We start from the raw sequence: 26,178 nt of genomic DNA, 5'->3' as shown, positions 1-26,178 counted from the left end.
GTGGGTCGGGTGGCTGCGGGGCGGCCCCACTCGGCGACCCCGACGGCCCACCGTGCGGTCCAGCCCGGTCCGGGGTGCCGCTGCGCGGGGCTGGTCCCCTACCCGCCCTTCCACCGTTCCCCGGGGCTCCGCCCCAGACCCCGCGCCTCAAACGCCGGCGAGGCTGAGATGCCGCGCCTCCAGCGCAGGCGAGGCTGAAGAGGCCCCGGGGTGGCGTCCTCGGGGTTGGCGGGGAGGGATCTTCCGTGGGTGCGGGATGATGGGGGTATGCCTTCCGCACTGCCCGACGGTGAACCCATGCCCGAGGACGGCTCGCTGCCGTCGCACGCCCTTGACGGGGCGGGGGACCGGCCGCTCGGTTTCTACCTGCACGTCCCGTACTGCGCCACCCGCTGCGGGTACTGCGACTTCAACACCTACACGGCCACCGAGCTGCGGGGCACCGGCGGTGTGCTCGCCTCGCGGGAGAACTACGCCGACACCCTGATCGACGAGGTCCGCCTCGCGCGGAAGGTGCTCGGGGACGACCCGAGGGCCGTGCGCACCGTGTTCGTCGGCGGCGGAACGCCGACGCTGCTGCCGGCCGGGGACCTCGTACGGATGCTCGCGGCGATCCGCGACGAGTTCGGCCTGGCCGAGGACGCCGAGGTCACCACCGAGGCCAATCCGGAGTCGGTGAACCCGGAGTACCTGGCCGAGCTGCGGGCCGGCGGGTTCAACCGGATCTCCTTCGGCATGCAGAGCGCCAGGCAGCACGTCCTGAAGGTGCTGGACCGCACGCACACCCCGGGCCGCCCCGAGGCGTGCGTCGCGGAGGCGCGGGCGGCGGGGTTCGAGCACGTCAACCTGGACCTGATCTACGGGACCCCGGGGGAGTCCGACGACGACTGGCGGGCCTCGCTGGACGCGGCCCTCGGCGCGGGACCGGACCACATCAGTGCGTACGCGCTGATCGTCGAGGAGGGCACGCAGCTGGCCCGCCGGATCCGCCGGGGCGAGGTCCCGATGACGGACGACGACGTGCACGCCGACCGGTACCTGATCGCGGACGAGGTCATGGCCGGGGCCGGGTACTCCTGGTACGAGGTGTCCAACTGGGCCACTTCGGAGGCCGGGCGCTGCCTGCACAACGAGCTGTACTGGCGCGGCGCCGACTGGTGGGGCGCGGGGCCGGGCGCGCACTCGCACGTGGGCGGGGTGCGCTGGTGGAACGTGAAGCACCCCGGCGCGTACGCCGCCGCGCTCGCCGAGGGCCGGTCGCCCGGAGCCGGGCGGGAGCTCCTGTCGGAGAAGGACCGGCGGGTCGAACGGATCCTGCTGGAGCTGCGCCTGGTCGACGGAGTGCCGCTGTCCCTGCTGGCCCCGGCCGGGCTCGCCGCCTCACGGCGGGCGCTGGCCGACGGCCTGCTGGCGGCGGGCCCGTACGAGGCGGGTCGCGCCGTCCTGACCCTGCGCGGGCGGCTGCTCGCCGACGCGGTGGTCCGGGACCTGGTGGATTGACCACCGGCCGCGCTCCGGGTCAGGCCGCGTCGCCCACCGTGACGAAGTCGATCAGTTCCTCCACGCGGCCCAGGAGGGTCGGTTCCAGGTCCTTGTAGGACGTGACCCGGGACAGGATGTGCTGCCACGCCGCGCCGGTGTTCTCCGGCCAGCCCAGGGCCCGGCAGACGCCCGTCTTCCAGTCCTGGCCGCGCGGGACCGTCGGCCAGGCCGGGATGCCCACGGCGGACGGCTTCACCGCCTGCCAGACGTCGATGTACGGGTGGCCCACGATCAGGACGTCCTCGGAGGTCACCGAGGACGCGATGCGGGATTCCTTCGAGCCGGGCACCAGGTGGTCGACGAGGACGCCCAGGCGGGCGTCCGGGCCCGGGGCGAAGTCGGCCACGACGGCCCGGAGGTCGTCGATGCCCTCCAGGTACTCCACCACCACGCCCTCGATGCGCAGGTCGTCGCCCCAGACCTTCTCGACCAGTTCCGCGTCGTGCCGGCCCTCCACGTAGATCCGCCCCGCCCGCGCCACCCGGGCGCGGGCCCCCGGGACGGCGATCGAGCCCGAGGCCGTGCGGGCGGGCGCCGCGGGGGCTCGTGACGGGCGGGTCAGGGTCACCACCGCGCCGTCCAGCAGGAAGCCGCTGGGCTCCAGCGGGAACACCCGCCGCTTGCCGAAGCGGTCCTCCAGGGTCACGGTGCCCGCCTCGCAGGCCACCACCGCGCCGCAGAAGTCCGTACCGGCCACCTCGACCACCAGGTCCGGTTCCGCCGCCACCTCCGGCACGGCCTTCGGGCGCTTCCACTGGGGGGTCAGGTCGGGGGAGTACTCGCGCATCCGGCCGAGAGTAGGAGAGGTGCGGCCGTCATGGCTACGACACGCCGAAACGGCCCGCCAGTGTGGCGCGTTGCGCAACGACGAAGTCGGCGTCGACCACCGCGCCGTGACCCGGGACGTACGACGCGTCCCGCCCGCCCAGCGACAGCAGCCGGTCCAGCGCGGCGGGCCACTGCCCCGGTGTCGCGTCCGGGCCCACCGAGGGCTCGCCCGACTCCTCCACCAGGTCCCCGCAGAACACCGTCTCGCGCTCGCCCGGCACGAAGACCGCCAGATCGTGCCGGGTGTGCCCGGGGCCCACGTTGGCCAGCAGCACCTGTACCCCGCCCAGTTCCAGCGTCCACTCGCCCGACACGAGGTGCCTCGGCACCACCAGCAGGTCCGCCGCCTCCGCCGCCTCCGCCTCCGCCAGGCCGTGCCGGACCGCGTCGTCGCGCAGCTCCTCGCGGCCCGTGGCGAGCAGCGCGTCCAGCCCGACCGCCCCGTACACCTCGGCACCCGAGAAGGCCGCCCCGCCCAGGACGTGATCGAAATGGCCGTGCGTGAATGCGATATGGGTCACTCGCCGGCCCGTGAGCCGCTCCGCCTCCACCCGCACCCGCGCGCCCTCGCGAAGGCTCGAACCGGGGTCGACGAGGAGCACGGAATCGTCGCCGACCACCAGTCCCACGGTGCAGTCCCACACCGGGAGCCGTCTGCGGCCGGTCCGTCCGGTCAGCCGTTCCCAGCCCGCCTCTTCCCAACGCACGTCCATGCCGCGACGCTACCCTGGCGGGCCTCCCTTGCCAGGGTCTTACTACCCGGCCGTACACTGAGCGGGGGATCTCTGGCACTCGAACGCCCAGAGTGCCAACGACAGGGCAACGGACCACAGCCGGAGGTGTGCGCGATGCTCAGCGAACGCAGACTCGAAGTGCTGCGCGCCATCGTCCAGGACTACGTCGGGACGGAGGAGCCGGTCGGCTCCAAGGCGCTCACCGAGCGGCACCGGCTCGGGGTCTCGCCTGCCACCGTGCGCAACGACATGGCCGTGCTGGAGGACGAGGGCTACATCGCCCAGCCCCACACCAGCGCCGGCCGGATCCCCACCGACAAGGGCTACCGCCTCTTCGTCGACAAGCTGGCGGGGGTCAAACCGCTGTCGACCCCCGAGCGGCGGGCCATCCAGAACTTCCTCGACGGCGCCGTCGACCTCGACGACGTGGTCGGCCGCACGGTGCGGCTGCTCGCGCAGCTCACCCGGCAGGTCGCCGTCGTCCAGTACCCGAGCCTGACCCGGTCGACCGTCCGGCACGTGGAACTGCTCTCGCTCGCCCCCGCGCGCCTGATGCTCGTACTGATCACGGACACCGGGCGCGTCGAACAGCGGCTGATCGACTGCCAGACCCCCTTCGGCGAGACCTCCCTCTCCGATCTGCGGGCCCGGCTCAACAGCCGCGTCGTGGGCCGTCGGTTCACCGACGTGCCCCCGCTCGTCCAGGACCTCCCCGAGTCCTTCGAGGCCGACGACCGCGCCACGGTGTCCACCGTGCTGGCGACGCTCCTCGAAACCCTGGTCGAGGAAGCCGAGGAGCGGCTGATGATCGGCGGCACCGCCAATCTCACCCGCTTCGGACACGATTTTCCCCTGACGATCAGGCCGGTGCTCGAAGCGCTGGAGGAGCAGGTCGTGCTCCTCAAGCTGCTCGGCGAGGCCAACGAGTCGGGAATGGCCGTAAGGATCGGGCATGAGAATGCCTACGAGGGACTGAACTCCACGTCCGTCGTCTCGGTCGGTTACGGTTCGGGCGGCGAAACGGTCGCCAAGCTCGGCGTGGTCGGACCGACCCGCATGGATTACCCCGGAACGATGGGAGCGGTACGCGCAGTGGCACGTTACGTCGGACAGATCCTGGCGGAGTCGTAAGTGGCCACGGACTACTACGCCACTCTCGGCGTACGCCGCGACGCATCCCAGGATGAGATCAAGAAGGCATTCCGGCGGCTCGCGCGCGAGCTGCACCCGGACGTGAACCCCGATCCCAAGACGCAGGAGCGTTTCAAGGAGATCAACGCGGCTTACGAGGTGCTGTCGGACCCGCAGAAGAAGCAGGTCTACGACCTCGGCGGCGACCCGCTGTCCTCCTCGGGCGGCGGCGGCGCGGGCGGCTTCGGGGCGGGTGGCTTCGGCAACTTCTCCGACATCATGGACGCCTTCTTCGGCCAGTCCTCGCAGCGCGGCCCGCGCTCGCGGACCCGCCGCGGCCAGGACGCCATGATCCGTCTGGACCTGGAGCTGGACGAGGCGGCCTTCGGGACGACCAAGGACATCCAGGTCGACACGGCCGTCGTCTGCACCACCTGCTCCGGCGAGGGCGCCGCTCCCGGCACCTCGGCCCAGACGTGTGACATGTGCCGCGGCCGCGGTGAGGTCTCGCAGGTCACCCGGTCCTTCCTGGGCCAGGTCATGACCTCGCGCCCCTGCCCGCAGTGCCAGGGCTTCGGCACCGTCGTCCCGACCCCGTGCCACGAGTGCGCGGGCGACGGCCGGGTCCGCTCCCGCCGCAGCCTCACGGTCAAGATCCCGGCCGGTGTCGAGAACGGCACCCGGATCCAGCTCGCGGGCGAGGGCGAGGTCGGCCCCGGCGGCGGCCCCGCCGGCGACCTGTACGTGGAGATCCACGAGCTGTCGCACCCGACGTTCCAGCGGCGCGGGGACGACCTGCACTGCACGGTGACCATCCCGATGACGGCGGCGGCCCTGGGCACCAAGTGCCCGCTGGAGACCCTCGACGGCCTGGAGGAGATCGACATCCGGCCCGGTACCCAGTCCGGCCAGGCGATCCCGCTGCACGGACGCGGCGTCACGCACCTGCGCGGCGGCGGCCGGGGCGACCTGATCGTCCACGTCGAGGTCACCACCCCGGGCAAGCTGGACGCCCAGCAGGAGGAGCTGCTGCGCCAGCTGGCGAAGCTGCGCGGCGAGGAGCGGCCGACGGGCCAGTTCGCGCCGGGCCAGCAGGGTCTGTTCAGCCGCCTGAAGGACGCCTTCAACGGCCGCTGACCGGCCCGCACGTACGCGCCAGGAGCCCGGCCCGGGGAGCATCCCCGGGCCGGGCTCCGTGCGTGGTCGGCGGATGCCGGAAGGCCGTCGCCGGCCATGCCCCGCAACGGATCCGGCCACGCCGGGAAGCGGACTATGCCAGGCGAATGCGGTGATTCGGCCGACCGAGCGGGACGTGGCACGATGCAGTCCATGTCCTCGGCACCGAGCGGTCTCTCCCCTCACCCGATCGTGCAGGCGCCCATGGCCGGCGGCGGCTCCTGCCCCGCGCTCGTCGGGGCCGTGTGCGAAGCGGGCGGACTGGGCTACCTGGCCGGCGGCTACAAGACCGCCGACGGCATGTACCACGAGATCAAACAGGTGCGGGCGCTCACCCGGCGCCCCTTCGGCGTCAACCTCTTCATGCCGCAGACGGGTTACGTCGACCCGGCCGCCGTCGAGGCGTACCGCGGGCAGCTCGCCGGGGAGGCGAGCTGGTACGCGATCTCCCTCGCCGAGGAGGACATCATCGGCACCAGCGACGACGGCTACGACGCCAAGCTCGCCATCCTGCTGGAGGACCCGGTACCGGTCGTCTCCTTCACCTTCGGCTGTCCCACGCCCGAGGCCCTCGCCGCCCTCCGCAAGGCGGGCACGTACACCGTCGTCACCGTGACCTCCGTCGAGGAGGCGCGCAGCGCTCAGGAGGCAGGCGCCGACGCGGTCTGCGTCCAGGGCGTCGAGGCCGGCGGACACCAGGGCACGCACCGCGACGACCCCCAGGCCGACGGCACGGCGGCCCTGGGGCTGCTCGCGCTGGTCGCCCAGGTGCGGGAGGCCGTCGCCCTGCCCATCACCGCCGCGGGCGGCCTGATGCGGGGCTCGCAGATCGCGGCCCTGCTGGCGGCGGGCGCGGTCGCGGCCCAGCTCGGCACGGCCTTCCTGGTGTGCCCCGAGTCGGGGGCGGACCCGCTGCACAAGCGGGCGATGACCGACCCCCTCTTCGTACGGACCGAGCTGACCCGGGCCTTCTCCGGGCGGCCGGGGCGCGGCTTGGTGAACCGCTTCATGCGGGAGCACGGTCCCTACGCCCCCGCCGCGTACCCGCAGGTGCACCACCTGACCTCGGGGCTGCGCAAGGCGGCGGCCGCGGCCGGGGACGCGCAGGGCATGGCCCTGTGGGCGGGCCAGGGGCACCGGCTGGCGCGGGCGCTGCCGGCGGGCCAGCTGGTGGAGGTGCTGGCGGCCGAACTGGCCGAAGCCCAGCGAGTGTTGAAGGACATGCAGATGAGGAGTGCGTCATGACCGCCCCCGTGTTCGTGGTCGAAGAGGTCCCCGCGGGGCCGGAGTTCGTCCTGGACGGCCCCGAGGGCCGGCACGCGGTCTCCGTGAAGCGGCTGAACCCGGGCGAGGCGGTGGTCCTCGCGGACGGCCGCGGGCGCTGGGCCGAGGCCGTGGTGAAGGAGGCGGAGGGCAAGGACCGGCTCGTCGTCTCGGTGTCCGGGGTCTTCGAGGAGGCCGAACCGGCCGTCCGGATCACCGTCGTGCAGGCCCTGCCCAAGGGCGACCGCGGCGAGGTGGCGGTGGAGACCATGACCGAGACCGGCGTGGACGCGATCGTGCCGTGGCAGGCCTCGCGCTGCATCACGCAGTGGCGCGGCGACCGGGGCGCCAAGTCCCTGGCCAAGTGGCGGGCCACGGCCCGCGAGGCGGGCAAGCAGTCCCGCCGGGTCCGCTTCCCGGAGGTGGCGGAGGCCCTGTCCACCAAGCAGGTGGCGCAGCTGCTGGCCGGCGCCGACCTGGCGATGGTGCTGCACGAGGACCGGGACACCCCGTCCGAGGCGCTGGCCACGGCGGAGCTCCCGGCGGCCGGTTCCGTCGTGCTGGTGGTCGGTCCCGAGGGCGGGGTCTCCCCGGAGGAGCTCGCAGTCTTCGCGGAGGCGGGGGCGCGGCCGTACCGGCTGGGCCGCTCGGTCCTGCGGACCTCCACGGCGGGCACCGCGGCGACGGCGGTCCTGCTGGCGCGCACGGGCCGCTGGGGCTGACGCCGGGCCCTGCCGGGGCCGAGGCGGCCGGGGAGGCGTGTCCGTGACGCAGACCGGCCCGGGGCCCGAGGCGGCCCGGGGCCTGCGGCGGCTGGGTCCGGAGCGGTCGGCCGGGATCGGGGCCGGGCGGCCGGGGAGGTGTGTCCGTGACGCAGACCGGCCTGGTCCGAGGCGGCCCGGGACCCGAGGCGGCCCGGGGCTCACGGCGGCCCGGGGCCTGCGGCGGCTGGGTCCGGAGCGGTCGGCCGGGATAGGGGCCGGGCGGCCGGGACCCGAGGCGGCCCGGCCCTGGCGGTACGGGGCTCCGGCCGTCCGTGGGGCCCGCACCGGCTTCCGGCCGCGGACTTGCCCTTCGGGGGCCCTTCCCGCCCGGGGGCGGCGGCCGTGGCCGATACGATGCGCGGACTGATCAACACCACGGGAGGCTCAGCAATGGCCGGGGAACCGCAGGCCGACTGCCTGTTCTGCAAGATCGTCACGGGGGCCATCCCCGCGACGGTGGTCCGGGAGACCGAAACGACCGTCGCCTTCCGGGACATCAACCCCCAGGCGCCCACGCACGTCCTCGTCATCCCCAAGGCGCACTACCCGGACGCGGCCTCGCTCGCGCACGCCGAGCCGACCGTCGTCGCCGACATACTGCAGGAGGCCGGCCGGATCGCCGCCGACGAGGGGATCGACGACCACGGCTACCGGGTCGTGTTCAACACCGGCGCCGGCGCCGGCCAGACCGTCTTCCACGCCCACCTGCACGTCCTCGGGGGCCGCGGCCTCCAGTGGCCGCCCGGCTGACCGGGCGGGGATCGTACGTGTCCGTCAGAGAGTTCGTGGTGCTGGGCACCGCAAGTCAGGTGCCCACCCGCCACCGCAACCACAACGGCTACCTGCTGCGCTGGGACGGCGAGGGCATCCTCTTCGACCCGGGCGAGGGCACGCAGCGGCAGATGCTGCGCGCCGGAGTCGCCGCGCACGACATCAACCGGATCTGCGTCACCCACTTCCACGGTGACCACAGCCTCGGGCTCGCCGGGGTGATCCAACGGATCAACCTCGACAAGGTGCCGCACCCGGTCGCCGCGCACTACCCGGCCTCCGGGCAGAAGTTCTTCGACCGGCTGCGCTACGCGACGGCGTACCGGGAGACCGTGATGCTGGAGGAGTCCCCGGTCGCGGGGGACGGGATGCTGCCGGTGGCCAAGGGGGCGTCGTACGTCCTGGAGGCGCACAGGCTCTCGCACCCGGTGGAGTCCTTCGGCTACCGGCTCGTCGAGCCGGACGGCCGCCGCATGGTCCCCGAACTGCTGGCGCGGCACGGGATCAAGGGCCCCGACGTGGGCCTGATCCAGCGCGAGGGGCGGATCGGCGAGGTGTCGCTGGACGACGTCAGCGAGCACCGGGCCGGGCAGCGGTTCGCCTTCGTGATGGACACCCGGCTGTGCGAGGGGGTGGAGGCGCTCGCGGAGGGCTGCGACATGCTGGTGATCGAGTCGACCTTCCTCGAAGCCGAATCCGCGCTGGCCACGGAGCACGGCCACCTCACGGCCGGTCAGGCGGCGGAGGTCGCACGGGCGGCGGGCGTGCGCCACCTCGTGCTGACCCACTTCTCGCAGCGGTACACGGACCCGGAAGCGTTCGAACGCGAGGCCCGGGAGGCCGGGTTCGAGGGCGAGTTGACGGTGGCGGCGGACCTGGTCCGGGTGCCGCTGCCCAAGCGGGGCTAGGCCGTCTCTTCCGGGCTTCGTACGGGGCCGGCCCGGGACGGTCGGCCCCGCCGGTGTGCGGAGCGCGGTCCGGGCGGTGTCCCGGAGGCACCTTCATGGGGTGATCTGCGCCACACTGGTTTTTGGTCCCGGCCGAGGAGGACGGGACCGGCAGCTTTCCACCGCAGGAACGACCCTTCCAGAATTCGGGGAGCAACCGTGACGAGTAGGGACAGCTTCGACAGCGCCTCGGCCGCCGTGGACCCGCTCGGTCCGGTGCGCGACCCGGACGAGCCGGGCTGCGACGTCTTCCTCACCGGCACGGTCTTCCTCGACATCATCTTCACCGGCCTCGACTCCGCGCCCGTGCGCGGCACGGAGTCCTGGGCGCGCGGCATGGGATCCAGCCCCGGCGGCGTCGCCAACATGGCCACCGCCCTGGCCCGGCTCGGCCTGCGCACCTCGCTCGCCGCGGCCTTCGGGGCCGACCACTACGGCGAGTACTGCTGGGACGCGCTCGAACAGGGCGAGGGCATCGACCTCTCCATGTCCCGCACGGTGCCCGGCTGGCACAGCCCCGTCACGGTCTCCATGGCCTACGAGGGCGAGCGCACGATGGTCTCCCACGGCCACGAGGCACCGCTCCCCACGGGCCCCGGACCGTTCCCGCAGTGCCCGCCCAGAGCCCGGGCGGCCGTGGCCTCGGTGGGCCCCGGCCGGGGCGAGGAGTGGATCGGGGAGGCGGCCCGGCGCGGCTCACGGGTCTTCGCGGACACCGGCTGGGACGAGAGCGGGCGCTGGGACCTCAGGGCCCTGGCCGACCTGGAGCACTGCGAGGCGTTCCTGCCGAACGCGGGCGAGGCGATGCGGTACACCCGGACCGACTGTCCGCGCGCGGCGGCCCGGGCGCTGGCCGAGAAGGTGCCGATCGCGGTGGTGACGATGGGCGCGGAGGGCTCGTACGCGGTGGACGGGCGCACCGGCGAGACGGCCGAGGTCCGCGGGATCGAGGTGGAGGAGCTGGATCCGACGGGCGCGGGCGACGTGTACGTGGCGGGTTTCGTCACCGGCACCCTGGCGGGCTGGCCGCTGGCGGACCGCCTCGCCTTCGCCGGGCTGACGGCCGCGCTGTCGGTGCAGGAGTTCGGCGGCTCCCTGTCGGCCCCCGGCTGGCCGGAGGTGGCCCACTGGTGGCGGACGGCCCCCGAGGAGCTGCGCGGCCGCTACGCCTTCCTGGACGAGCTCGTCCCCCGGCCCTCGGCCCCGGCCGCCCGCCGCCGGGCGGTGCCGACGATCGGCTTCCGGCACTCCGCGTAGCCGCGCGGTCGCGCCGGCCCGCATTTCGCCGGGGCGAAAACCTCTCGGGGAAGGCCGCGCCGCGTCGTACGCTTGGTATTCCGGAGGTCGTCGAACAGCACGGCCCTTCAGCGGGAGGTATGCGCAGGCCACAGTGCCGGCCCATGACTCAGACATCGACAGCCCACATTCCGGCGCCGGGGCAGGCGCGAGCCCACTTCACCGTTCCGGCCGCCCATCCGATGGTGACCGTGCTCGGCTCGGGTGACGCCCTGTTGCGCGTGATCGAGAAGGCCTTCCCGAAGGCCGACATCCATGTTCGGGGCAATCAGGTCAGCGCGGTCGGCGCGGCTGCGGAAGTCGCACTGATCCAGCGCCTGTTCGACGAGATGATGCTGGTGCTCCGCACCGGGCAGCCGATGACGGAGGACGCAGTGGAACGCTCGATCGCCATGCTCAAGTCGAGCGAGAACGGCAACGGCCCGGACGAGACGCCCGCCGAGGTGCTCACCCAGAACATCCTCTCCAGCCGCGGCCGCACCATCCGCCCCAAGACGCTCAACCAGAAGCGGTACGTCGACGCGATCGACAAGAACACGATCGTCTTCGGCATCGGCCCCGCCGGTACCGGAAAGACCTACCTCGCCATGGCCAAGGCGGTCCAGGCACTCCAGTCCAAGCAGGTCAGCCGCATCATCCTGACCAGGCCGGCCGTTGAGGCGGGGGAGCGGCTCGGCTTCCTGCCGGGCACCCTCTTCGACAAGATCGACCCGTACCTGCGCCCGCTCTACGACGCGCTGCACGACATGATGGACCCCGACTCGATCCCCCGGCTGATGGCGGCGGGCACGATCGAGGTCGCGCCGCTGGCGTACATGCGCGGTCGTACGCTCAACGACGCGTTCGTCGTCCTCGACGAGGCGCAGAACACGACCACCGAGCAGATGAAGATGTTCCTGACCCGACTCGGCTTCGACTCGAAGATCGTCATCACCGGTGACATCACGCAGATCGACCTCCCGGGCGGGGCCAGGAGCGGTCTGCGTCAGGTCCAGGAGATCCTCGAAGGGGTGCCGGACATCCACTTCTCCCGGCTGACGTCCGAGGATGTCGTCCGGCACAAGCTGGTCGGCCGTATCGTCGACGCGTACGAGAAGTACGACGACGGCCAGCAGGCCGCGAACGGCCACCAGCGGAAGTAGAACCCAGCGCACCATGTCGATCGACGTCAACAACGAGTCCGGAACCGAGGTCGACGAGCAGGCGATCCTCGACATCGCCCGCTACGCGCTCACCCGGATGCGGATCCACCCGCTGTCCGAGCTCTCCGTCATCGTCATCGACGAGGACGCGATGGAGGAGCTCCACATCCAGTGGATGGACCTGCCCGGACCCACCGACGTCATGTCCTTCCCGATGGACGAGCTGCGTCCGCCGGCGAAGGACGACGAGGAGCCCCCGCAGGGGCTCCTCGGCGACATCGTGCTCTGCCCCGAGGTCGCCAAGAAGCAGGGCCAGGAAGCCCCGACGCAGCACTCCATGGACGAGGAGCTCCAGCTCCTGACCGTCCACGGGGTGCTGCACCTGCTCGGCTACGACCACGAGGAGCCGGACGAGAAGGCCGAGATGTTCGGCCTCCAGGCGGCCATCGTCGACGGCTGGCGCGCCGAGCGCGGCATCACCGGTCCGTCGCCGGCCCCGACCGTCTCGTGAACGCCCCCCAGCTGATCACCGGAGCGGTGCTGCTGGTCGTGGTCGCCTGGTTCGCGGCGTGCGCGGAGTCCGGGATCGCCCGGATCTCCAGCTTCCGCGCGGAGCAGGCAGTACGGGAAGGACGGCGCGGCAGCGCGAAGCTCGCCCAGGTCGCCGCGGACCCCACCCGCTACCTGAACGTGGCGCTGCTGGTCCGCGTCACCTGCGAGATGGCGGCCGGGGTGCTGGTCACCTACGTCTGCCTCGACGGGTTCGGCGAGACGTGGACGGCGCTGCTCGTGGCCATCGCCGTGATGGTGCTGGTCTCCTTCGTCGCCGTGGGCGTCTCCCCGCGCACGATCGGTCGCCAGCACCCCCTGAACACCGCGACGGCCGCCGCGTACGTCCTCGTACCGCTCGCCCGGGTGATGGGGCCGATCCCGCAGCTGCTGATCCTCATCGGCAACGCGCTCACGCCCGGGAAGGGTTTCCGCAAGGGGCCGTTCGCCTCCGAGGCCGAGCTGCGCGCCATGGTGGACCTGGCGGAGAAGGAATCGCTGATCGAGGACGACGAACGGCGCATGGTGCACCAGGTCTTCGAGCTCGGCGACACGCTGGTGCGCGAGGTGATGGTGCCGCGCACCGACCTGATCTGCATCGAGCGCTACAAGACGGTCCGTCAGGCGACCACGCTCGCCCTGCGGTCCGGTTTCTCGCGCATCCCGGTCACCGGGGAGAACGAGGACGACATCGTCGGGATCGTCTACCTGAAGGACCTGGTCCGCAAGACCCACATCAGTCGGGACGCCGAGGCCGACCTGGTCTCGACGGCGATGCGGCCCGCCGTCTTCGTGCCCGACACCAAGAACGCGGGCGACCTGCTGCGGGAGATGCAGCAGGTGCGCAACCACGTGGCGGTGGTCATCGACGAGTACGGCGGCACGGCCGGCATCGTCACCATCGAGGACATCCTGGAGGAGATCGTCGGCGAGATCACCGACGAGTACGACCGGGAGCTGCCGCCCGTCGAGGAGCTCGGCGAGAACCGCTACCGGGTCACGGCCCGGCTCGACATCACCGACCTGGGCGAGCTGTTCAAGGTCGAGGCCTTCGACGACGAGGACGTGGAGACGGTCGGCGGCCTGCTGGCCAAGGCGCTCGGCCGGGTGCCGATCGCGGGTGCCACGGCCACGGTGGAACTGCCCGACGGGCGACCGCTGCGGCTGACCGCCGAATCCCCGGCGGGACGCCGGAACAAGATCGTGACGGTGCTCGTGGAGCCGGTGGTCCCGGCGGCGGGCGAGGGCGAGGAGGGCGAATGACCCCGGAGCAGCTGCGCGCGTTCTGTCTGGGCTTCAACGCGGCGGTGGAGGAGTTCCCCTTCACGCCGGAGACCTCGGTGTTCAAGGTGCTGGGGAAGATGTTCGCGCTGTCGGCGCTGGACGCCGAGCCGCTGAAGGTCAACCTCAAGTGCGAGCCGGAGCTGGCGGTGCGGCTGCGGGAGGAGCACGAGGCGATCGCGCCGGGCTACCACATGAACAAGCGGCACTGGAACACGGTGACGGTGGGCGGACCGGGCGGGCTGCCGGACGAGATGGTCCGGGAGCTGGTGGAGGACAGCTACGACCTGGTGGTCGCGGGCCTGCCGAAGGCGGAACGGCTGAAGCTCGACCGGGCGTGACGGGTCGAAGGTCCTGCGGGTAAGGGACCTTCGGAACGCGGGAAGCCCTCATCCGCCGCTTGGGTTTGGGGTGCCCCAGGGGGAACGGGGCATGGAGGGGAGGGTGTCCCGGCGGGGTCGTTGCACGGCCCGGCCGGGGCGCTCCATATGCTTTCGCCCATGACCGACAGCACCGGGATCGACCCCGAGGACACCAAGATCATCACGCTCGCGCGCAGTGCGCGGGCCCGCAACGGAGTGCCCGAGGGGGCGGCCGTGCGCGACGAGACCGGCCGCACGTACGTCGCCGGGACGGTGGAGCTCGACTCCCTCAAGCTGAGCGCGCTCCAGACCGCGGTCGCCATGGCCGTCGCGAGCGGGGCGCGGTCGTTGGAGGCCGCGGCCGTCGTCTCCGCCGCCGATGCCCCGGGCGAGGCCGACCGTGCGGCCGTACGCGACCTCGGCGGGCCGGAGACCCCGGTGCTGCTGGCCGGCCCGGACGGCACCCTGAAGTCGACGACCCCGGCCGGCGCGTAGCCTCCGGCCGGCTGCCCCTTGCGGCTGCCGCCACTCGGCACCCCCGTGCCGTCGGGGTCGGGTGTGCGGTGGGGCGCCCCCGCAGGGCGTCGAACGCGACCCCGCTCGTCTTGCCGGTGCCGCACCATGTTCGACGCCCGAGGAGGTGCCCCGCCGCGCGCCCGGCCCCGACGGCCCATCCTGCGGCCCGCTCCGGGCCGGGGTGCCGCTGCGCGGGGCCGGTCCCCTACCCGCCCTTCCACCGTTCCCCGGGGCTCCGCCCCGGACCCCGCGCCTCAAACGCCGGCGAGGCTGGATCTGCCCCCGGCGGGGGTGAGTCTGACTTGCCGGGGGTGGATGCGTCCGCGACTGGACTTGCCCCGCGGGGCATTCGGTCCGCACCTTGCGGACGGCAGCAGCCGAATCCAGCCTCGCCGGCGTTTGAGGCGCCGCCGGAGGCAACCGGCCCCGCCGTCGATCGAGGCGCGGGCGCGGAGCGTCACGGCGGACAGGGCCTGCCGGGCGTGGCCTCAGGCGCCGGACGGGCGGGGGTGTTCAGGGGCCCGGCCCGCCAAGGGCCGAAGGCGGCGGATGGTCATCGACATCAGCGCCGCCACCGCGCACAGCGCCCCCGACGCGTACCAGACCAGGTCGTACGAGCCGAAGGCGTCCCGCGCCAGGCCGCCGAGGAAGGCCACCAGGGCCGCGCCGACCTGGTGGGAGGCCAGGACCCAGCCGAAGACGATCGCGCTGTCCTCCCCGTACTGCTCCCGGCACAGGGCGATGGTCGGCGGAACGGTCGCCACCCAGTCCAGGCCGTAGAAGACGATGAAGAACACCAGCGGCGGCCGTACCTCCGGCGCCAGCAGCATCGGCAGGAAGAGCAGCGAGATGCCGCGCAGGGCGTAGTACACGGCCAGCAGGCGCCGCGCGTCGAAGCGGTCCGTGAACCAGCCGGACGCGATCGTGCCGACCACGTCGAACACCCCGACCACCGCGAGCAGTCCCGCGGCCGCCGTCACCGGCATGCCGTGGTCGTGGGCCGCCGGTACGAAATGGATCCGGACGAGGCCGTTGGTGGAGGCGCCGCAGATCGCGAAGGTGCCCGCCAGCAGCCAGAAGGGCCCGGTCCGGGCCGCCTTGAACAGGACGGTCACGGCCCTGCGAGCAGCCCCCGGGACCGGTGCGGGCTTCGCCGTGTACGTGCCCCCGTACGGGGCGAGGCCCACGTCCGCCGGGTGGTCGCGCAGCAGCAGCCACACGAAGGGGACCACGGCCAGGGCCGCCAGCGCCACCGTGATCGCGGCCGGGCGCCAGCCGTGGTGTTCCACCAGCCAGGACAGCAGCGGCAGGAAGACCAACTGGCCGGAGGCGCCCGCGGCGGTCAGGATGCCCGTGACCAGACCGCGCCGGGCGGTGAACCAGCGGTTGGTCACCGTCGCCGCGAAGGCGAGGGCCATCGAGCCGCTGCCCAGCCCCACCAGCACGCCCCACAACAGCACCAACTGCCAGGCGGCGGTCATCCACACCGTGGCCGCGGAGCCGCAGGCTATGACGGTCAGGGCGACCGCGACGACCTTGCGGATGCCGAAGCGGTCCATCAGGGCGGCGGCGAAGGGCGCGGTGAGCCCGTAGAGCGCGAGGTTCACGGAGACCGCGAAGCCGATCGTGCCGCGCGACCAGTCGAACTCCTCGTGCAGCGGCTCTATGAGGAGGCCGGGCAGGGAGGCGAACGCGGCCGCGCCGATGATCGTCACGAAGGCGACCGCCGCGGCGAACCAGGCGCGGTGGACGCGGCCGGCCCGGCGGGGGGCGACAGGGGCGTCGGTGGAGGTGGGTCCGGGTGTGGGTGCTGTCTGCGTCACGTAGGCAGCTTCCGGGCCGCGGTGCCCTCCGCGACAGTGGCCCGACCGACATGCTTCGCTACGATCGGGCCATGAAGCCGCATCGTGTCGCCGTCCTCGCGCTCGCGGGCCTGCTGCCCTTCGAGCTCGGCATCCCGCACCGGATCTTCGGCTACTCCAGGGACCCGGAGGGGCGCGCCCACTACGAGACCCTCACGTGTGGTCTGCGGCCCGGACCGGTGTCCACCAACGCCGACTTCGCGGTCCACGTCGAGCACGGCCCCGAACTGCTCGCCACGGCCGACACCGTCGTGGTGCCGGCCTCGTACGAACTCGGCCCGGTCCACGAGGAGGGCGTCCTGACCGACGAGCTGGCGGCGGCCCTCGCGCACATCCGCCCCGGCACCCGCCTGGTCTCCATCTGCACCGGCGGCTACGTACTGGCGGCGGCCGGATACCTGGACGGCCACCGGGCCACCACCCACTGGGCGTACGCCGAACACTTTCAGCGGCTCTTCCCGGCCGTACGGGTCGACGCGAACGTGCTGTACACCGACGACGGGGACGTCCTGACCTCCGCCGGCGTCGCCTCCGGCATCGACCTGTGCCTGCACATCGTGCGGCGCGACCACGGCGCGGCCGTCGCCAACGACGTGGCCCGGCGCACGGTCGTGCCGCCGCACCGGGAGGGCGGGCAGGCCCAGTTCATCGAGCGCCCGGTGCCGCAGCCGCAGTTCGCCGGCACCGCGGCGGCCCGGGCGTGGGTGATGGACCGGCTGCACGAGCCGGTCAGCCTCGGTGACCTGGCCCGGCGGGAAGCGGTGTCCGTACGGACCTTCACCCGCCGGTTCCGGGAGGAGGTGGGCGTCAGCCCGGGCGAGTGGATCACCGCGCAGCGGGTCGAGCGGGCCCGGCAGTTGCTGGAGCAGACGGATCTTCCGATCGAGAGGGTGGCGCGGGAGGCGGGCTTCGGGACGGCCCAGTCGCTGCGCAAGCACGTGCAGGCGGCACTCGACGTCAGCCCGACCGCCTACCGGCGCACCTTCCAGGCGGCCTCGGGCGGAGTCGGCGGGCACGCTGCCATCTCCTGATGGGCCATCAGTTGGTGCGGGAGCCGTGCATTGACTTCTCCCGCCCGCCGCTCGTGAATGGCCCCCAGCGGAGCGGAGGGGGCGGGCAGTGCGAACAGGGGCGCGGAACCGAAGATGGTCGGCAGCCGTCGGCATGGCGGTGCTCGCCGCCACGACCGGGGGCGCCCTGGGCGCACCGGCCGCAGCCGAGGGCGAGACCCCGGTGGGCCAGGTGGAGTTCCCCACGCACTGCCTGCCGCCCCAGGAAGCCGGACTCCCGCCCGCCGACGGGCCCACCACCGCCAGGATCACCGTCGACAACCCGGCCCCGCAGGTCGGCGACACCGTCACCGTGACCTACCAGGTGGCCCGTACTCCCGCCGTGAACCCCGCCGGCACCGAACTCCCCGCCGACGCCCTGACCCCGACCGGGCGGGTGCTGCTCTCCGGAGCCCAGAGCGGCGAGGTCACCGTGGTCGGCGCCGCGCGCAACGACCCCGTCCCGGCCGGGGCGGCCCTGCCCGCCGTCACCATGACCGGCACCTACACCGTCACCGCCCCGGGGCAGACGGCCCTCGCCCCGGGCGGCTACACCCTGCACACCGGCCACCCGCTGGGCCTCGACACGGTGTGCACCCCCGCCGCCGGCGAGCCGTCCGGGGTGCCGGTCTCGGCCCGGCTCACCGCGAGCGACCTGCCCACGGCCAACCTGCGCAGCGTCTTCCTCGCCGCTCCCTCCGGGAAACCGGGCGTCGAGGTCAAGGTCACCGCGGCCGGATTCGCCCCGGGCGCGGCCGTGACGGTCGCCGGGCGGGCGGGCGCCGCGGAGACCGCCGACCGGGTCACCGCCACCGCCGACGAGCACGGCGTGGCGGTGGCGCAACTGCCGGTCAAGGACAGGGCCACCACGGCGGTGGTCGCCTACGAGGGCCCGGCCTGGACGGCGAAGAAGGGCTCGGGCCCGGCGGCGTACGCGGTCGTCGACGCGGCGCCGGCCGGTGCGGCGACCGCCACGGCGACCGCCGCGCAGCGGGTCACCGCCACCGTCGAGCCGGGCACGCTGGGCATGACCCAGACCGGCGAGGACGTCACCCTGGGGGCGGTTCCGTACGGCGACGGGGGCGCCGCGCCCGGCCGCATCGGCACGGTCACCGTCACGGACGCGCGGGGCGGGCCGGCCGGATGGTCCCTGATCGGCAAGGTCACCGACTTCACGGGGCCGGGCGGGGTCCGGATCCCGGGTGCGTCGCTGTCCTGGACGCCGGTGTGCGTGGCGGCGCCGGGCAGCGCGAGTGCGTGCGCGGCGGGCAGTGCGGGGGTCGTCGGGCCGGAGGGGGCGGTGCTGGCGTCCACCCCCGACGCGGCGCTGGTCGGCGGGACCTTCACCGTCGACGCGGCGGTCACGCTCCAGGTGCCGAGGTACACCCCGCCGGGCGCGTACACGGCGGTCCTGACGCTGACCCTCTCGTGACGGCCGGGCTGCCGCCGCGCGGGTCGTCCCCCACGGGCGGGGCTTGCGACCCCGGCCGCCGCTCCCGGGGCTCCGCTCCGGACCCCGCGGGGGCTCCGCCCCCGGACCCCCACGCCTCAAACGCCGGCGGGGCTGGATTTGCCCCCGGCGGGGCCTCGAACGCCGGCGGGGCTCGGTTTGCCCCCGGCGGGGCTTCGAGTGCCGGCGAGGCTGAAGTTGCCCCCGGCGGGGCCGAGGTTGCCGTGCCGGCAGGCGAGCCGCGTGTGGCGGACGGCAGCAGCCCGAATCCAGCCCCTCCGGCGTTCGAGGAGCGGGGTCCGGGGCGGAGCCCCGGTTCGGGAAGGGGCGGGGTGGGGGCCGGGCCCCGCGCAGCGGCCCGGCACGCACGCGCCCTGCGGGGGCTGGTGGTCGGCCTGGCCGTGGCCGTGGGGATGGTGCTCGGCGCAGCCGGGGTGGCCGGGGCCGCTGACAACGGGCAGTGGTCCGTGCTGCCGGCGGCCAACGCCGTCGGGCAGCGGCCGTACTTCTACCTCGCGGCCGCCCCCGGCGCGGCCGTCACCGACGCCGTCACCCTCGCCAACCGCACCGACCGCCCCCGCACCTTCCGTCTCTACGCCGCCGACGCCTACAACACCGCCCGCGACGGCGGCTTCGCCCTGCGCGGGCCCGAGGAGCCGCGCCGGGCCACCGCCGCGTGGGCGCGGCTCGACCGGGAGCGGGTGACCGTCCCGGCCCGGAGCGCGGTCAGCGTCGGGTTCACCGTCACCGTGCCCGAGCGGGCCGAGCCCGGCGACCATCCCGGCGCGATCGTCGCCCTGGAGGACCGGCCCGCCCCCGCCACCGCGCAGGGCATCGCCGTGCAGCAGGCCGTCGCCGCCCGGCTGTACCTGCGGGTGACCGGACCGACCGCCCCCGCCCTCGCCGTCGAGGGGGTCCGGGTCGAGAGGAAGGGCGCTCGCGCGGAGGTCTCGTACACGCTCCACAACATCGGCAACGTCACCCTGCGGCCCCGCGCCGATCTCACCGCCACCGGAGTCCTGGGCCGGACCCTGGCCGCCGGCCGCCCGCTCGGCGGGCTCCCCGCGGAACTGCTGCCGGGTCAGGAAGTGCGGCTCGGCGCCCGCTGGGACGGCCCGCCCGCCGTGGAATGGGCCGAGGTGACGATCCGGGTCCGGGCCGAGGGGGCCACCGCCCGGGGCGGCGCGGACTTCGCCGCGTATCCGCCGCTCACGGCCATCGTGGCACTCGTCACCGTGGTCTGGTCGGCGCTGGGAGCCGCATCGGGGAGAATGGCCCGTATGAGCGATCGTTCCCCCGAGTCCACCGGCCCGCACCGTGCGGGCTTCGCCTGCTTCGTCGGCCGCCCCAACGCGGGGAAGTCGACCCTGACCAACGCACTCGTGGGCACCAAGGTCGCGATCACCTCCAACCGGCCGCAGACCACCCGCCACACGGTCCGCGGCATCGTGCACCGCCCCGACGCCCAGCTGGTCCTCGTCGACACGCCCGGCCTGCACAAGCCGCGCACGCTGCTCGGCGAGCGGCTGAACGACGTCGTGCGGACCACCTGGGCCGAGGTCGACGTGATCGGCTTCTGCCTGCCGGCCGACCAGAAGCTCGGCCCCGGCGACAAGTTCATCGCGAAGGAACTCGCGGCGATCAAGAAGACCCCGAAGATCGCCATCGTGACCAAGACGGACCTGGTGGAGTCCAAGGCGCTGGCCGAACAGCTCCTCGCCATCCACCAGCTCGGCGCGGAGCTCGGCATCGAGTGGGCCGAGATCGTGCCCGTCTCGGCCGTCGGCGACACCCAGGTCCAGCTGCTGGCCGACCTGATCGCGCCGCTGCTGCCGGAGAGCCCGCCGCTGTACCCGGAGGGCGACCTCACCGACGAGCCCGAGATGGTCATGGTCGCCGAGCTGATCCGCGAGGCCGCCCTGGAAGGCGTGCGCGACGAGCTGCCGCACTCCATCGCCGTGGTCGTCGAGGAGATGATCCCTCGGGAGAACCGCCCGGCGGACCGCCCGCTGCTGGACATCCACGCGAACGTCTACATCGAGCGGCCCAGCCAGAAGGGCATCATCATCGGCCCGAAGGGCTCCCGCCTGAAGGAGGTCGGGATGAAGTCGCGCAAGCACATCGAGGCGCTGCTCGGGACCCCGGTCTTCCTCGACCTCCACGTGAAGGTCGCCAAGGACTGGCAGCGGGACCCCAAGCAGCTCCGCAAGCTCGGCTTCTAGGAGCGCGAGGACGAGCCCGACGACGAGCCCGAGGACCCCGACCGTCTAGCGGAGGCGGCGGACCTTGAGCACGTTGTCGTAGCCGGGGCCCGGGCGGTCGGCCTCGGCCCCGACCCGGGCGTGCTCCGCGCAGACCAGGACCTCCCAGTGGCCCTCCGTCAGCTCAAGGTCCGCCAGGACCTCCTGCGGGGTGGGGAAGTGCAGCTCCGGGTGCGGGTTCTCGGCCCCGTGCTCCCAGCCGCCGTGGCCGCCGACCAGCAGCACCCCGCCCGGGGCGACGGCCGCCGCGGCGGTGCGCAGGATCCGTTCGCGGGGCATGTCGCCCGGGCTGTGCAGGAAGCAGGCGGAGACGAGGTCGAACTCGCCGGCGGGGAAGGACTCCCCGAGGTCGTGGTGCTCGAAGGCGATCCGGTCGCCGACGCCCGCCTCGGCGGCGTGCTCGGCGGCCCTGCCGAGGGCGACCTGCGAGATGTCGACACCGGTGACCCGCCAGCCCCGCCGGGCCAGCCAGACGGCGTCCGCGCCCTCCCCGCAGCCGAGGTCCAGCGCCCGGCCGGGGGCCAGGTCCTCGGCCTCCCGGAGCAGGAGCGCGTTCGGATTGCCGCTCCAGATGCGGGTGCTCTCGCTGTAGCGGCCGTCCCAGAACTCCGCCTCTCCGGCGGGCTCGCCGGCGGCGGCGTGGGCGTGGGCGTGGGCGTGCTCGTGCTGGTGCATGGGGCCTTCTTCCGGTTCGGGCTCGGTCGTCCGGTCTACGTCCTCCGATGCTCCGCCCGGCGCCCGAGATCCGGCAAACCCTGTTGCCGATCCGGCAAACCCGGCCCCGGGGGTCATGCCTCCGGGGGCTCCGCGATCAGGGCCGTCGCCACCCGGCGGAAGCCGATCCGGCCGTAGATGCGGGCCACGTCCTCGTCGCCCGCCGAGAGGAAGACGGTGCGCGCCCCCCGCTCCAGGGCGCGGGCGACCAGGGCCGCGGTGACCGCGAGGGCCAGGCCCTGGCGGCGGGCCGACGGGAGCGTGCCGACGCCCACCACCTCGGCGACGTCGCCGACGGGGTTGTACTGGCCGGCGCAGAGCACCACGCCGTCGTGGACGGCGGCCGCCAGGGCGGTGGTGCCCGCAGTGATCTTCCCGGCCACCCGGGCCCGTCCCTCTTCGGCCCCCGGCTCGGCCGTCTTCGCCGCCAGCTCCGCCGGACCGGCCTCGCCGACCGCGGTACCGGGGGTCGCGAAGGCCAGGGCGGGGACCGTCACCGCCGCCTTCAGCAGCGGGTCGTCCGCGCCGAGCAGTCGTACGTCGGGATGCGCGGGGAGGGGGGCCGCCCCGGCGTCCAGCACCATCAGCGGGTGGGCGTGCACGTGCAGTCCCGCCGCCTCCACCGGTCCCCGTAGCGAGGGGCTGGTTTCGGCCACCCATTCGAAGGATTCGGGGACCTTCAGCTCCCGCTGCCGGGCCAGGACCCGCTCCACGTCCGCCACGGTCGCGGCGGAGCCGCCGAGCGCGGGCCGCGCGTAGTACTGCCAGCCCGCGCCCTCCTGGACGAACAGGGTCAGCGGGCCGAAGTCCTCGGCCCGGGCACCACCCACCCGGGGGGCCGTGTCGTAGTACCGCTCCAGCGAGTCCAAGATCGTGGTCATCCCGGCATCCAACCAAAGCGGTGTCACGGGGGCACCCCTTTAACAGGCCCCCTCCTTCAGGCTCCTTGTTCCAGGCCCCTTCCGTCAGGCCCCTTCCGTCAGGCCCCTTCCTTCAGGACGCGCGAGATCAGCGTGCGCTGCGCGTCCGAGAGGTGCGGGTCGTGGCAGGACACCGTCCGCCCGTCCACCGTGATCTCGTACGAGAACCCGTCCCGCACCCCCGACGGCGCGTGCTCCGGCACGATCGGCGCCAGCGCCAGGGCGGCCAGGGCCCGCCACTCGTCCTCGTCCGGCCGGCCCGAGGTGTCCACCTCGGCCCGTCGCTCGATGCCCGCGAAGCCGCCCGTCCGCACCACCTGAATCCGCATGGCAGCCGTCCTACCCCACGAGCGGCACGCCCACCACCGACCACGCCTTCTGCAGCGCCCGGTGCTCGGCGCCGCCCTCCCCGTACCGGGCCGCGGCCGCGGCGGTGGACAGCCGGGCGAAGTCCGTGAACTTGGCGTTCGAGGACAGCTGCCCGCCCGTCAGGGTGTCGTACCAGATCTGTCCGGCCCGCTCCCAGGCCTTGCCGCCCAGTTCGGTCGCCGCGACGTAGAAGGCGTGGTTGGGGATGCCGGAGTTGATGTGCACCCCGCCGTTGTCGCGGTTGGTGTTCACGTAGTCGTCCATGGTGGCCGGCTGCGGGTCCTTGCCGAGCTCGTCGTCGTCGTACGCCGTCCCGGGAGCCTTCATGGAGCGCAGGGCGACCCCGGAGACATTGGGGCCCAGCAGCCCGGCGCCGATCAGCCAGTCGGCCTGCTCGGCGGTCTGGTCCAGGGAGTACTGCTTGATCAGGGAGCCGAAGACGTCCGACATCGACTCGTTCAGGGCGCCGGACTGCCCGAGGTACGCCAGGTTCGCCGTGTACTGGGTGACCCCGTGCGTCAGCTCGTGCCCGATGACGTCGATCGACACCGTGAAATCGAGGAAGAGGTCGCCGTCGCCGTCCCCGAAGACCATCTGTCGGCCGTCCCAGAAGGCGTTGTTGTAGTCCTCGCCGTAGTGCACGCTCGCGTCGAGCGGGAGCCCGGAGTCGTCGATCGACCGGCGCCCGAAGCCCTGCCGGAACAGTTCGTACGTGGCTCCGAGCCCCGCGTACGCGCGGTTGACGGTGGCGTCCTTGTCCAACGGGTCGCCCTCGACGCGCACCTTCCTCCCGGGCAGCCGGGTGCGGTGCTGGGCGTCGTAGATCGTCCGGTCCGGTCCGTCGGAGACGGGCGCTTCGAGTACGGGGCCGATCCCGCGGACGGTGGTGACCCGACGCCGGGTGCGCAGCATGGCGTCGTGTTCGAGCGTGTTCTGGGCGAGGTCTGCGCGCCGGGAGTCGGTGGACTCGGCGGCCTTGTCGAGCACGTGGGGCGGCACGACGGTGCAGAAGACGGGGTGGCGGGGGGCATTGGAGGCATTCATGCCCGGAAATGTGGCAGCGGGTCACGGCGGTGTCACTACCCGCGACCATGATTCATTCGCATGTCCGAAAGTCGCGGCGTCGGATTGACGGATCAAACGGACCTTCCCGGAAGGAAAGAGTCTTGGCTCACATTAGGTACAAATCGGACAGGGCGGTCTTGCATACTGAAACAGGTCCTCGCGTTACGGCGCGGCTCGGCTAGGCTCGGCCCATCATGCGTTTCGGGCTGCTTCTCCTTAGCTGCCGCGGCGAGGGTCTGTAGTCGTAGGCCGACCCCCTCCCCGCGGAGTTTGGTGTTGCGGTTTTTACGACCGCCGTCGGCCGTTCCAGCGAACTACACGCGGACACGCGAGGAGCCCAACGCCATGAGCCAGCAGCCTTTTGTCGGTCGCCCCACGCCCATCACCAACGCGACCCACACCCAGAAGTCCTCCGGGATGCCGATCCACAAGTACGGCCAGTACGAGCAGGTGGACATCCCCGACCGCACCTGGCCGGACGCCCGCGTCACCAAGGCTCCCCGCTGGCTCTCCACCGATCTGCGCGACGGCAACCAGTCGCTGATCGACCCGATGACCCCCAGCCGCAAGCGCGAGATGTTCGATCTGCTGGTGCGCATGGGCTACAAGGAGATCGAGGTCGGCTTCCCGTCCTCCGGCGAGACCGACTTCGCCTTCGTGCGCTCCATCATCGAAGAGGGCGCGATCCCGGACGACGTCACCATCTCCGTACTGACCCAGGCCCGCGAGGACCTGATCGAGCGGACCGTCGAGTCGCTGATCGGCGCCAAGCGCGCCACCGTGCACCTGTACAACGCGACCGCCCCGACCTTCCGCCGGGTCGTCTTCCGCGGCTCCAAGGAGCAGATCAAGCAGATCGCCGTCGACGGCACCCGCCTGGTCATGGAGTACGCCGAGAAGCTGCTGGGCCCCGAGACCGTCTTCGGCTACCAGTACAGCCCCGAGATCTTCACCGACACCGAGCTGGACTTCGCCCTGGAGGTCTGCGAGGCGGTCTGTGACGTGTGGCAGCCGTCCGAGGGCCGCGAGATCATCCTGAACCTGCCCGCCACCGTGGAGCGCTCGACGCCGTCCACCCACGCGGACCGCTTCGAGTGGATGGCCCGCAACCTGACCCGCCGCGAGCACGTCTGCATCTCCGTGCACCCGCACAACGACCGCGGCACCGCCGTCGCCGCCGCCGAGCTGGCCCTGATGGCCGGCGCCGACCGCATCGAGGGCTGCCTGTTCGGTCAGGGCGAGCGCACCGGCAACGTCGACCTGATCACGCTGGGCATGAACCTGTTCTCGCAGGGCATCGACCCGCAGATCGACTTCTCCCAGATCGACGAGATCCGCCGCACCAGCGAGTACTGCAACCAGATGGAGGTCCACCCGCGCCACCCCTACGCGGGCGACCTGGTCTACACCGCCTTCTCCGGCTCCCACCAGGACGCCATCAAGAAGGGCTTCGACGCCATGGAGGCCGACGCGGCCGCCCAGGGCCCGGGCGTCACCGTCGATGATCTGGAGTGGGCGGTCCCGTACCTGCCCATCGACCCCAAGGACGTCGGCCGTTCCTACGAGGCCGTCATCCGCGTCAACTCGCAGTCCGGCAAGGGCGGCATCGCCTACGTCCTGAAGAACGACCACAAGCTGGACCTGCCGCGCCGCATGCAGATCGAGTTCTCGCGGATCATCCAGGCCAAGACCGACGCCGAGGGCGGCGAGGTCACGCCGAAGGCGATCTGGGAGATCTTCTCGGACGAGTACCTGCCCAACCCCGAGAACCCGTGGGGCCGCATCCAGCTGCGCTCCGGCTCGACGACCACCGACAAGGACGGCACCGACACGCTGACCATCGAGGCGGTCGTGGACGGGATCGAGACGGTCCTGAACGGCACCGGCAACGGTCCGATCTCGGCCTTCTTCGACGCGCTGGCCGACATCGGCGTCGACGCCCGCCTGCTGGACTACACCGAGCACACCATGAGCGAGGGCGCCTCCGCCGTGGCCGCCTCGTACATCGAGTGCGCGATCGACGGCCGGGTCCTGTGGGGCATCGGCATCGACGCCAACACCACCCGCGCCTCCCTGAAGGCGGTCATCTCCGCCGTCAACCGCGCGGGCCGCTGATCCACCCGCACGTGAACCCCGCTCCTCCCTCGTGGAGGGGCGGGGTTCCGTCGTTCCGGGGGTCGCCGTTC

24 protein-coding genes and 1 pseudogene are annotated in these 26,178 nt (G+C 73.0%); 18 read left to right on the top strand and 7 right to left on the bottom strand.

What is annotated here, in order from left to right; translation table 11 throughout:
* The first annotated feature begins 267 nt into the window (after positions 1–267).
* Positions 268–1,500, top strand: a complete 1,233-nt coding sequence (gene hemW / locus ACFYYJ_RS13610) for a radical SAM family heme chaperone HemW (protein WP_389131882.1) — start codon at positions 268–270, stop codon at positions 1,498–1,500.
* Between the two features lie 19 nt (positions 1,501–1,519).
* Here hemW and ACFYYJ_RS13605 read toward each other — a convergent pair whose 3' ends face one another.
* Together ACFYYJ_RS13605 and ACFYYJ_RS13600 are read right to left on the bottom strand one after the other, a co-directional pair.
* The gene (locus ACFYYJ_RS13605; protein ID WP_389131879.1) at positions 1,520–2,329 is read right to left on the bottom strand and encodes a DUF3097 domain-containing protein; all 810 of its coding nucleotides are present in this window, start codon (positions 2,327–2,329) and stop codon (positions 1,520–1,522) included.
* Positions 2,330–2,363: 34 nt separating this feature from the next.
* Complete coding sequence (locus ACFYYJ_RS13600; protein WP_385122454.1) at positions 2,364–3,083, bottom strand: MBL fold metallo-hydrolase; 720 nt, start codon at positions 3,081–3,083, stop codon at positions 2,364–2,366.
* Positions 3,084–3,218: 135 nt separating this feature from the next.
* Here ACFYYJ_RS13600 and hrcA point away from each other — a divergent pair, with 135 nt between their 5' ends.
* The 12 genes from hrcA to ACFYYJ_RS13540 all read left to right on the top strand — a co-directional run bounded on the left by hrcA (position 3,219) and on the right by ACFYYJ_RS13540 (position 14,281).
* Positions 3,219–4,235: a heat-inducible transcriptional repressor HrcA gene (gene hrcA / locus ACFYYJ_RS13595; protein WP_385122452.1), complete on the top strand. Its 1,017-nt coding sequence runs from the start codon at positions 3,219–3,221 to the stop codon at positions 4,233–4,235.
* The gene (gene dnaJ / locus ACFYYJ_RS13590; protein ID WP_376660969.1) at positions 4,236–5,372 is read left to right on the top strand and encodes a molecular chaperone DnaJ; all 1,137 of its coding nucleotides are present in this window, start codon (positions 4,236–4,238) and stop codon (positions 5,370–5,372) included.
* 192 nt (positions 5,373–5,564) lie between these two features.
* A complete protein-coding gene (locus tag ACFYYJ_RS13585) occupies positions 5,565–6,656 on the top strand; it encodes a nitronate monooxygenase (RefSeq protein ID WP_385122450.1) in 1,092 nt (363 codons plus the stop codon).
* Positions 6,653–7,396 (top strand): 16S rRNA (uracil(1498)-N(3))-methyltransferase, encoded by a 744-nt coding sequence (locus ACFYYJ_RS13580; protein ID WP_385122448.1) that lies wholly within the window; start codon positions 6,653–6,655, stop codon positions 7,394–7,396. The genes ACFYYJ_RS13585 and ACFYYJ_RS13580 overlap by 4 nt, the downstream gene beginning before the upstream one ends.
* Positions 7,397–7,828: 432 nt before the next feature.
* Positions 7,829–8,188 (top strand): histidine triad nucleotide-binding protein, encoded by a 360-nt coding sequence (locus ACFYYJ_RS13575; RefSeq protein WP_385122445.1) that lies wholly within the window; start codon positions 7,829–7,831, stop codon positions 8,186–8,188.
* Between the two features lie 17 nt (positions 8,189–8,205).
* The gene (locus ACFYYJ_RS13570) at positions 8,206–9,117 is read left to right on the top strand and encodes a ribonuclease Z (RefSeq protein WP_389131871.1); all 912 of its coding nucleotides are present in this window, start codon (positions 8,206–8,208) and stop codon (positions 9,115–9,117) included.
* Between the two features lie 198 nt (positions 9,118–9,315).
* Positions 9,316–10,413: a PfkB family carbohydrate kinase gene (locus ACFYYJ_RS13565; protein ID WP_385122440.1), complete on the top strand. Its 1,098-nt coding sequence runs from the start codon at positions 9,316–9,318 to the stop codon at positions 10,411–10,413.
* Between the two features lie 143 nt (positions 10,414–10,556).
* Positions 10,557–11,594, top strand: coding sequence for a PhoH family protein (locus ACFYYJ_RS13560; RefSeq protein ID WP_385122437.1), 1,038 nt, complete (start codon positions 10,557–10,559; stop codon positions 11,592–11,594).
* A 13-nt stretch (positions 11,595–11,607) separates the two neighbouring features.
* Positions 11,608–12,105: an rRNA maturation RNase YbeY gene (ybeY, locus tag ACFYYJ_RS13555; protein WP_385122435.1), complete on the top strand. Its 498-nt coding sequence runs from the start codon at positions 11,608–11,610 to the stop codon at positions 12,103–12,105.
* Complete coding sequence (locus ACFYYJ_RS13550) at positions 12,102–13,406, top strand: hemolysin family protein (protein WP_385122432.1); 1,305 nt, start codon at positions 12,102–12,104, stop codon at positions 13,404–13,406. The genes ybeY and ACFYYJ_RS13550 overlap by 4 nt, the downstream gene beginning before the upstream one ends.
* The gene (locus ACFYYJ_RS13545) at positions 13,403–13,765 is read left to right on the top strand and encodes an MmcQ/YjbR family DNA-binding protein (RefSeq protein WP_384755405.1); all 363 of its coding nucleotides are present in this window, start codon (positions 13,403–13,405) and stop codon (positions 13,763–13,765) included. Before ACFYYJ_RS13550 ends, ACFYYJ_RS13545 begins: the two co-directional genes overlap by 4 nt.
* 159 nt (positions 13,766–13,924) lie before the next feature.
* Complete coding sequence (locus ACFYYJ_RS13540; RefSeq protein WP_385122427.1) at positions 13,925–14,281, top strand: cytidine deaminase; 357 nt, start codon at positions 13,925–13,927, stop codon at positions 14,279–14,281.
* A 509-nt stretch (positions 14,282–14,790) separates the two neighbouring features.
* Here ACFYYJ_RS13540 and ACFYYJ_RS13535 read toward each other — a convergent pair.
* On the bottom strand, positions 14,791–16,125 hold the full coding sequence (locus tag ACFYYJ_RS13535) for an MFS transporter (protein WP_385366766.1): 1,335 nt from the start codon (positions 16,123–16,125) through the stop codon (positions 14,791–14,793).
* Positions 16,126–16,196: 71 nt separating this feature from the next.
* Here ACFYYJ_RS13535 and ACFYYJ_RS13530 point away from each other — a divergent pair, with 71 nt between their 5' ends.
* The 4 genes and pseudogenes from ACFYYJ_RS13530 to era all read left to right on the top strand — a co-directional run bounded on the left by ACFYYJ_RS13530 (position 16,197) and on the right by era (position 20,885).
* Positions 16,197–17,195 (top strand): GlxA family transcriptional regulator, encoded by a 999-nt coding sequence (locus ACFYYJ_RS13530; RefSeq protein ID WP_389131864.1) that lies wholly within the window; start codon positions 16,197–16,199, stop codon positions 17,193–17,195.
* Between the two features lie 133 nt (positions 17,196–17,328).
* Positions 17,329–18,645, top strand: coding sequence for a beta-xylosidase (locus ACFYYJ_RS13525; RefSeq protein WP_389131862.1), 1,317 nt, complete (start codon positions 17,329–17,331; stop codon positions 18,643–18,645).
* A gap of 431 nt (positions 18,646–19,076) precedes the next feature.
* Positions 19,077–19,442, top strand: a pseudogene (locus ACFYYJ_RS13520) (WxL protein peptidoglycan domain-containing protein); the annotation flags it as partial.
* Positions 19,443–19,934: 492 nt separating this feature from the next.
* Positions 19,935–20,885 (top strand): GTPase Era, encoded by a 951-nt coding sequence (era, locus tag ACFYYJ_RS13515; protein ID WP_376660479.1) that lies wholly within the window; start codon positions 19,935–19,937, stop codon positions 20,883–20,885.
* A gap of 45 nt (positions 20,886–20,930) precedes the next feature.
* On the opposite strand, the gene ACFYYJ_RS13510 is transcribed toward era, so the two are convergent.
* The 4 genes from ACFYYJ_RS13510 to ACFYYJ_RS13495 all read right to left on the bottom strand — a co-directional run bounded on the left by ACFYYJ_RS13510 (position 20,931) and on the right by ACFYYJ_RS13495 (position 23,971).
* Positions 20,931–21,599, bottom strand: coding sequence for an SAM-dependent methyltransferase (locus ACFYYJ_RS13510; protein ID WP_389131859.1), 669 nt, complete (start codon positions 21,597–21,599; stop codon positions 20,931–20,933).
* Between the two features lie 113 nt (positions 21,600–21,712).
* Positions 21,713–22,519 carry a GNAT family N-acetyltransferase gene (locus tag ACFYYJ_RS13505; RefSeq protein ID WP_389131856.1) on the bottom strand — a complete coding sequence of 269 codons (807 nt, stop codon included), beginning with the start codon at positions 22,517–22,519 and terminating at the stop codon, positions 21,713–21,715.
* Positions 22,520–22,617: 98 nt separating this feature from the next.
* Entirely contained in the window at positions 22,618–22,887 is a 270-nt protein-coding gene (locus ACFYYJ_RS13500; RefSeq protein WP_385122412.1) for a protealysin inhibitor emfourin, read from the bottom strand.
* Between the two features lie 10 nt (positions 22,888–22,897).
* A complete protein-coding gene (locus ACFYYJ_RS13495) occupies positions 22,898–23,971 on the bottom strand; it encodes a M4 family metallopeptidase (RefSeq protein WP_385364759.1) in 1,074 nt (357 codons plus the stop codon).
* A 366-nt stretch (positions 23,972–24,337) separates the two neighbouring features.
* Between ACFYYJ_RS13495 and leuA the strand changes: the two genes are divergently transcribed.
* Positions 24,338–26,107: a 2-isopropylmalate synthase gene (leuA, locus tag ACFYYJ_RS13490; protein WP_389131852.1), complete on the top strand. Its 1,770-nt coding sequence runs from the start codon at positions 24,338–24,340 to the stop codon at positions 26,105–26,107.
* Positions 26,108–26,178 lie beyond the last annotated feature (71 nt).

Origin of the sequence: Streptomyces sp. NPDC002467 (genome assembly GCF_042889825.1) — a bacterium.
Taxonomy (GTDB): domain Bacteria; phylum Actinomycetota; class Actinomycetes; order Streptomycetales; family Streptomycetaceae; genus Streptomyces.
This window is presented reverse-complemented; position numbering and strand designations above follow the sequence as displayed.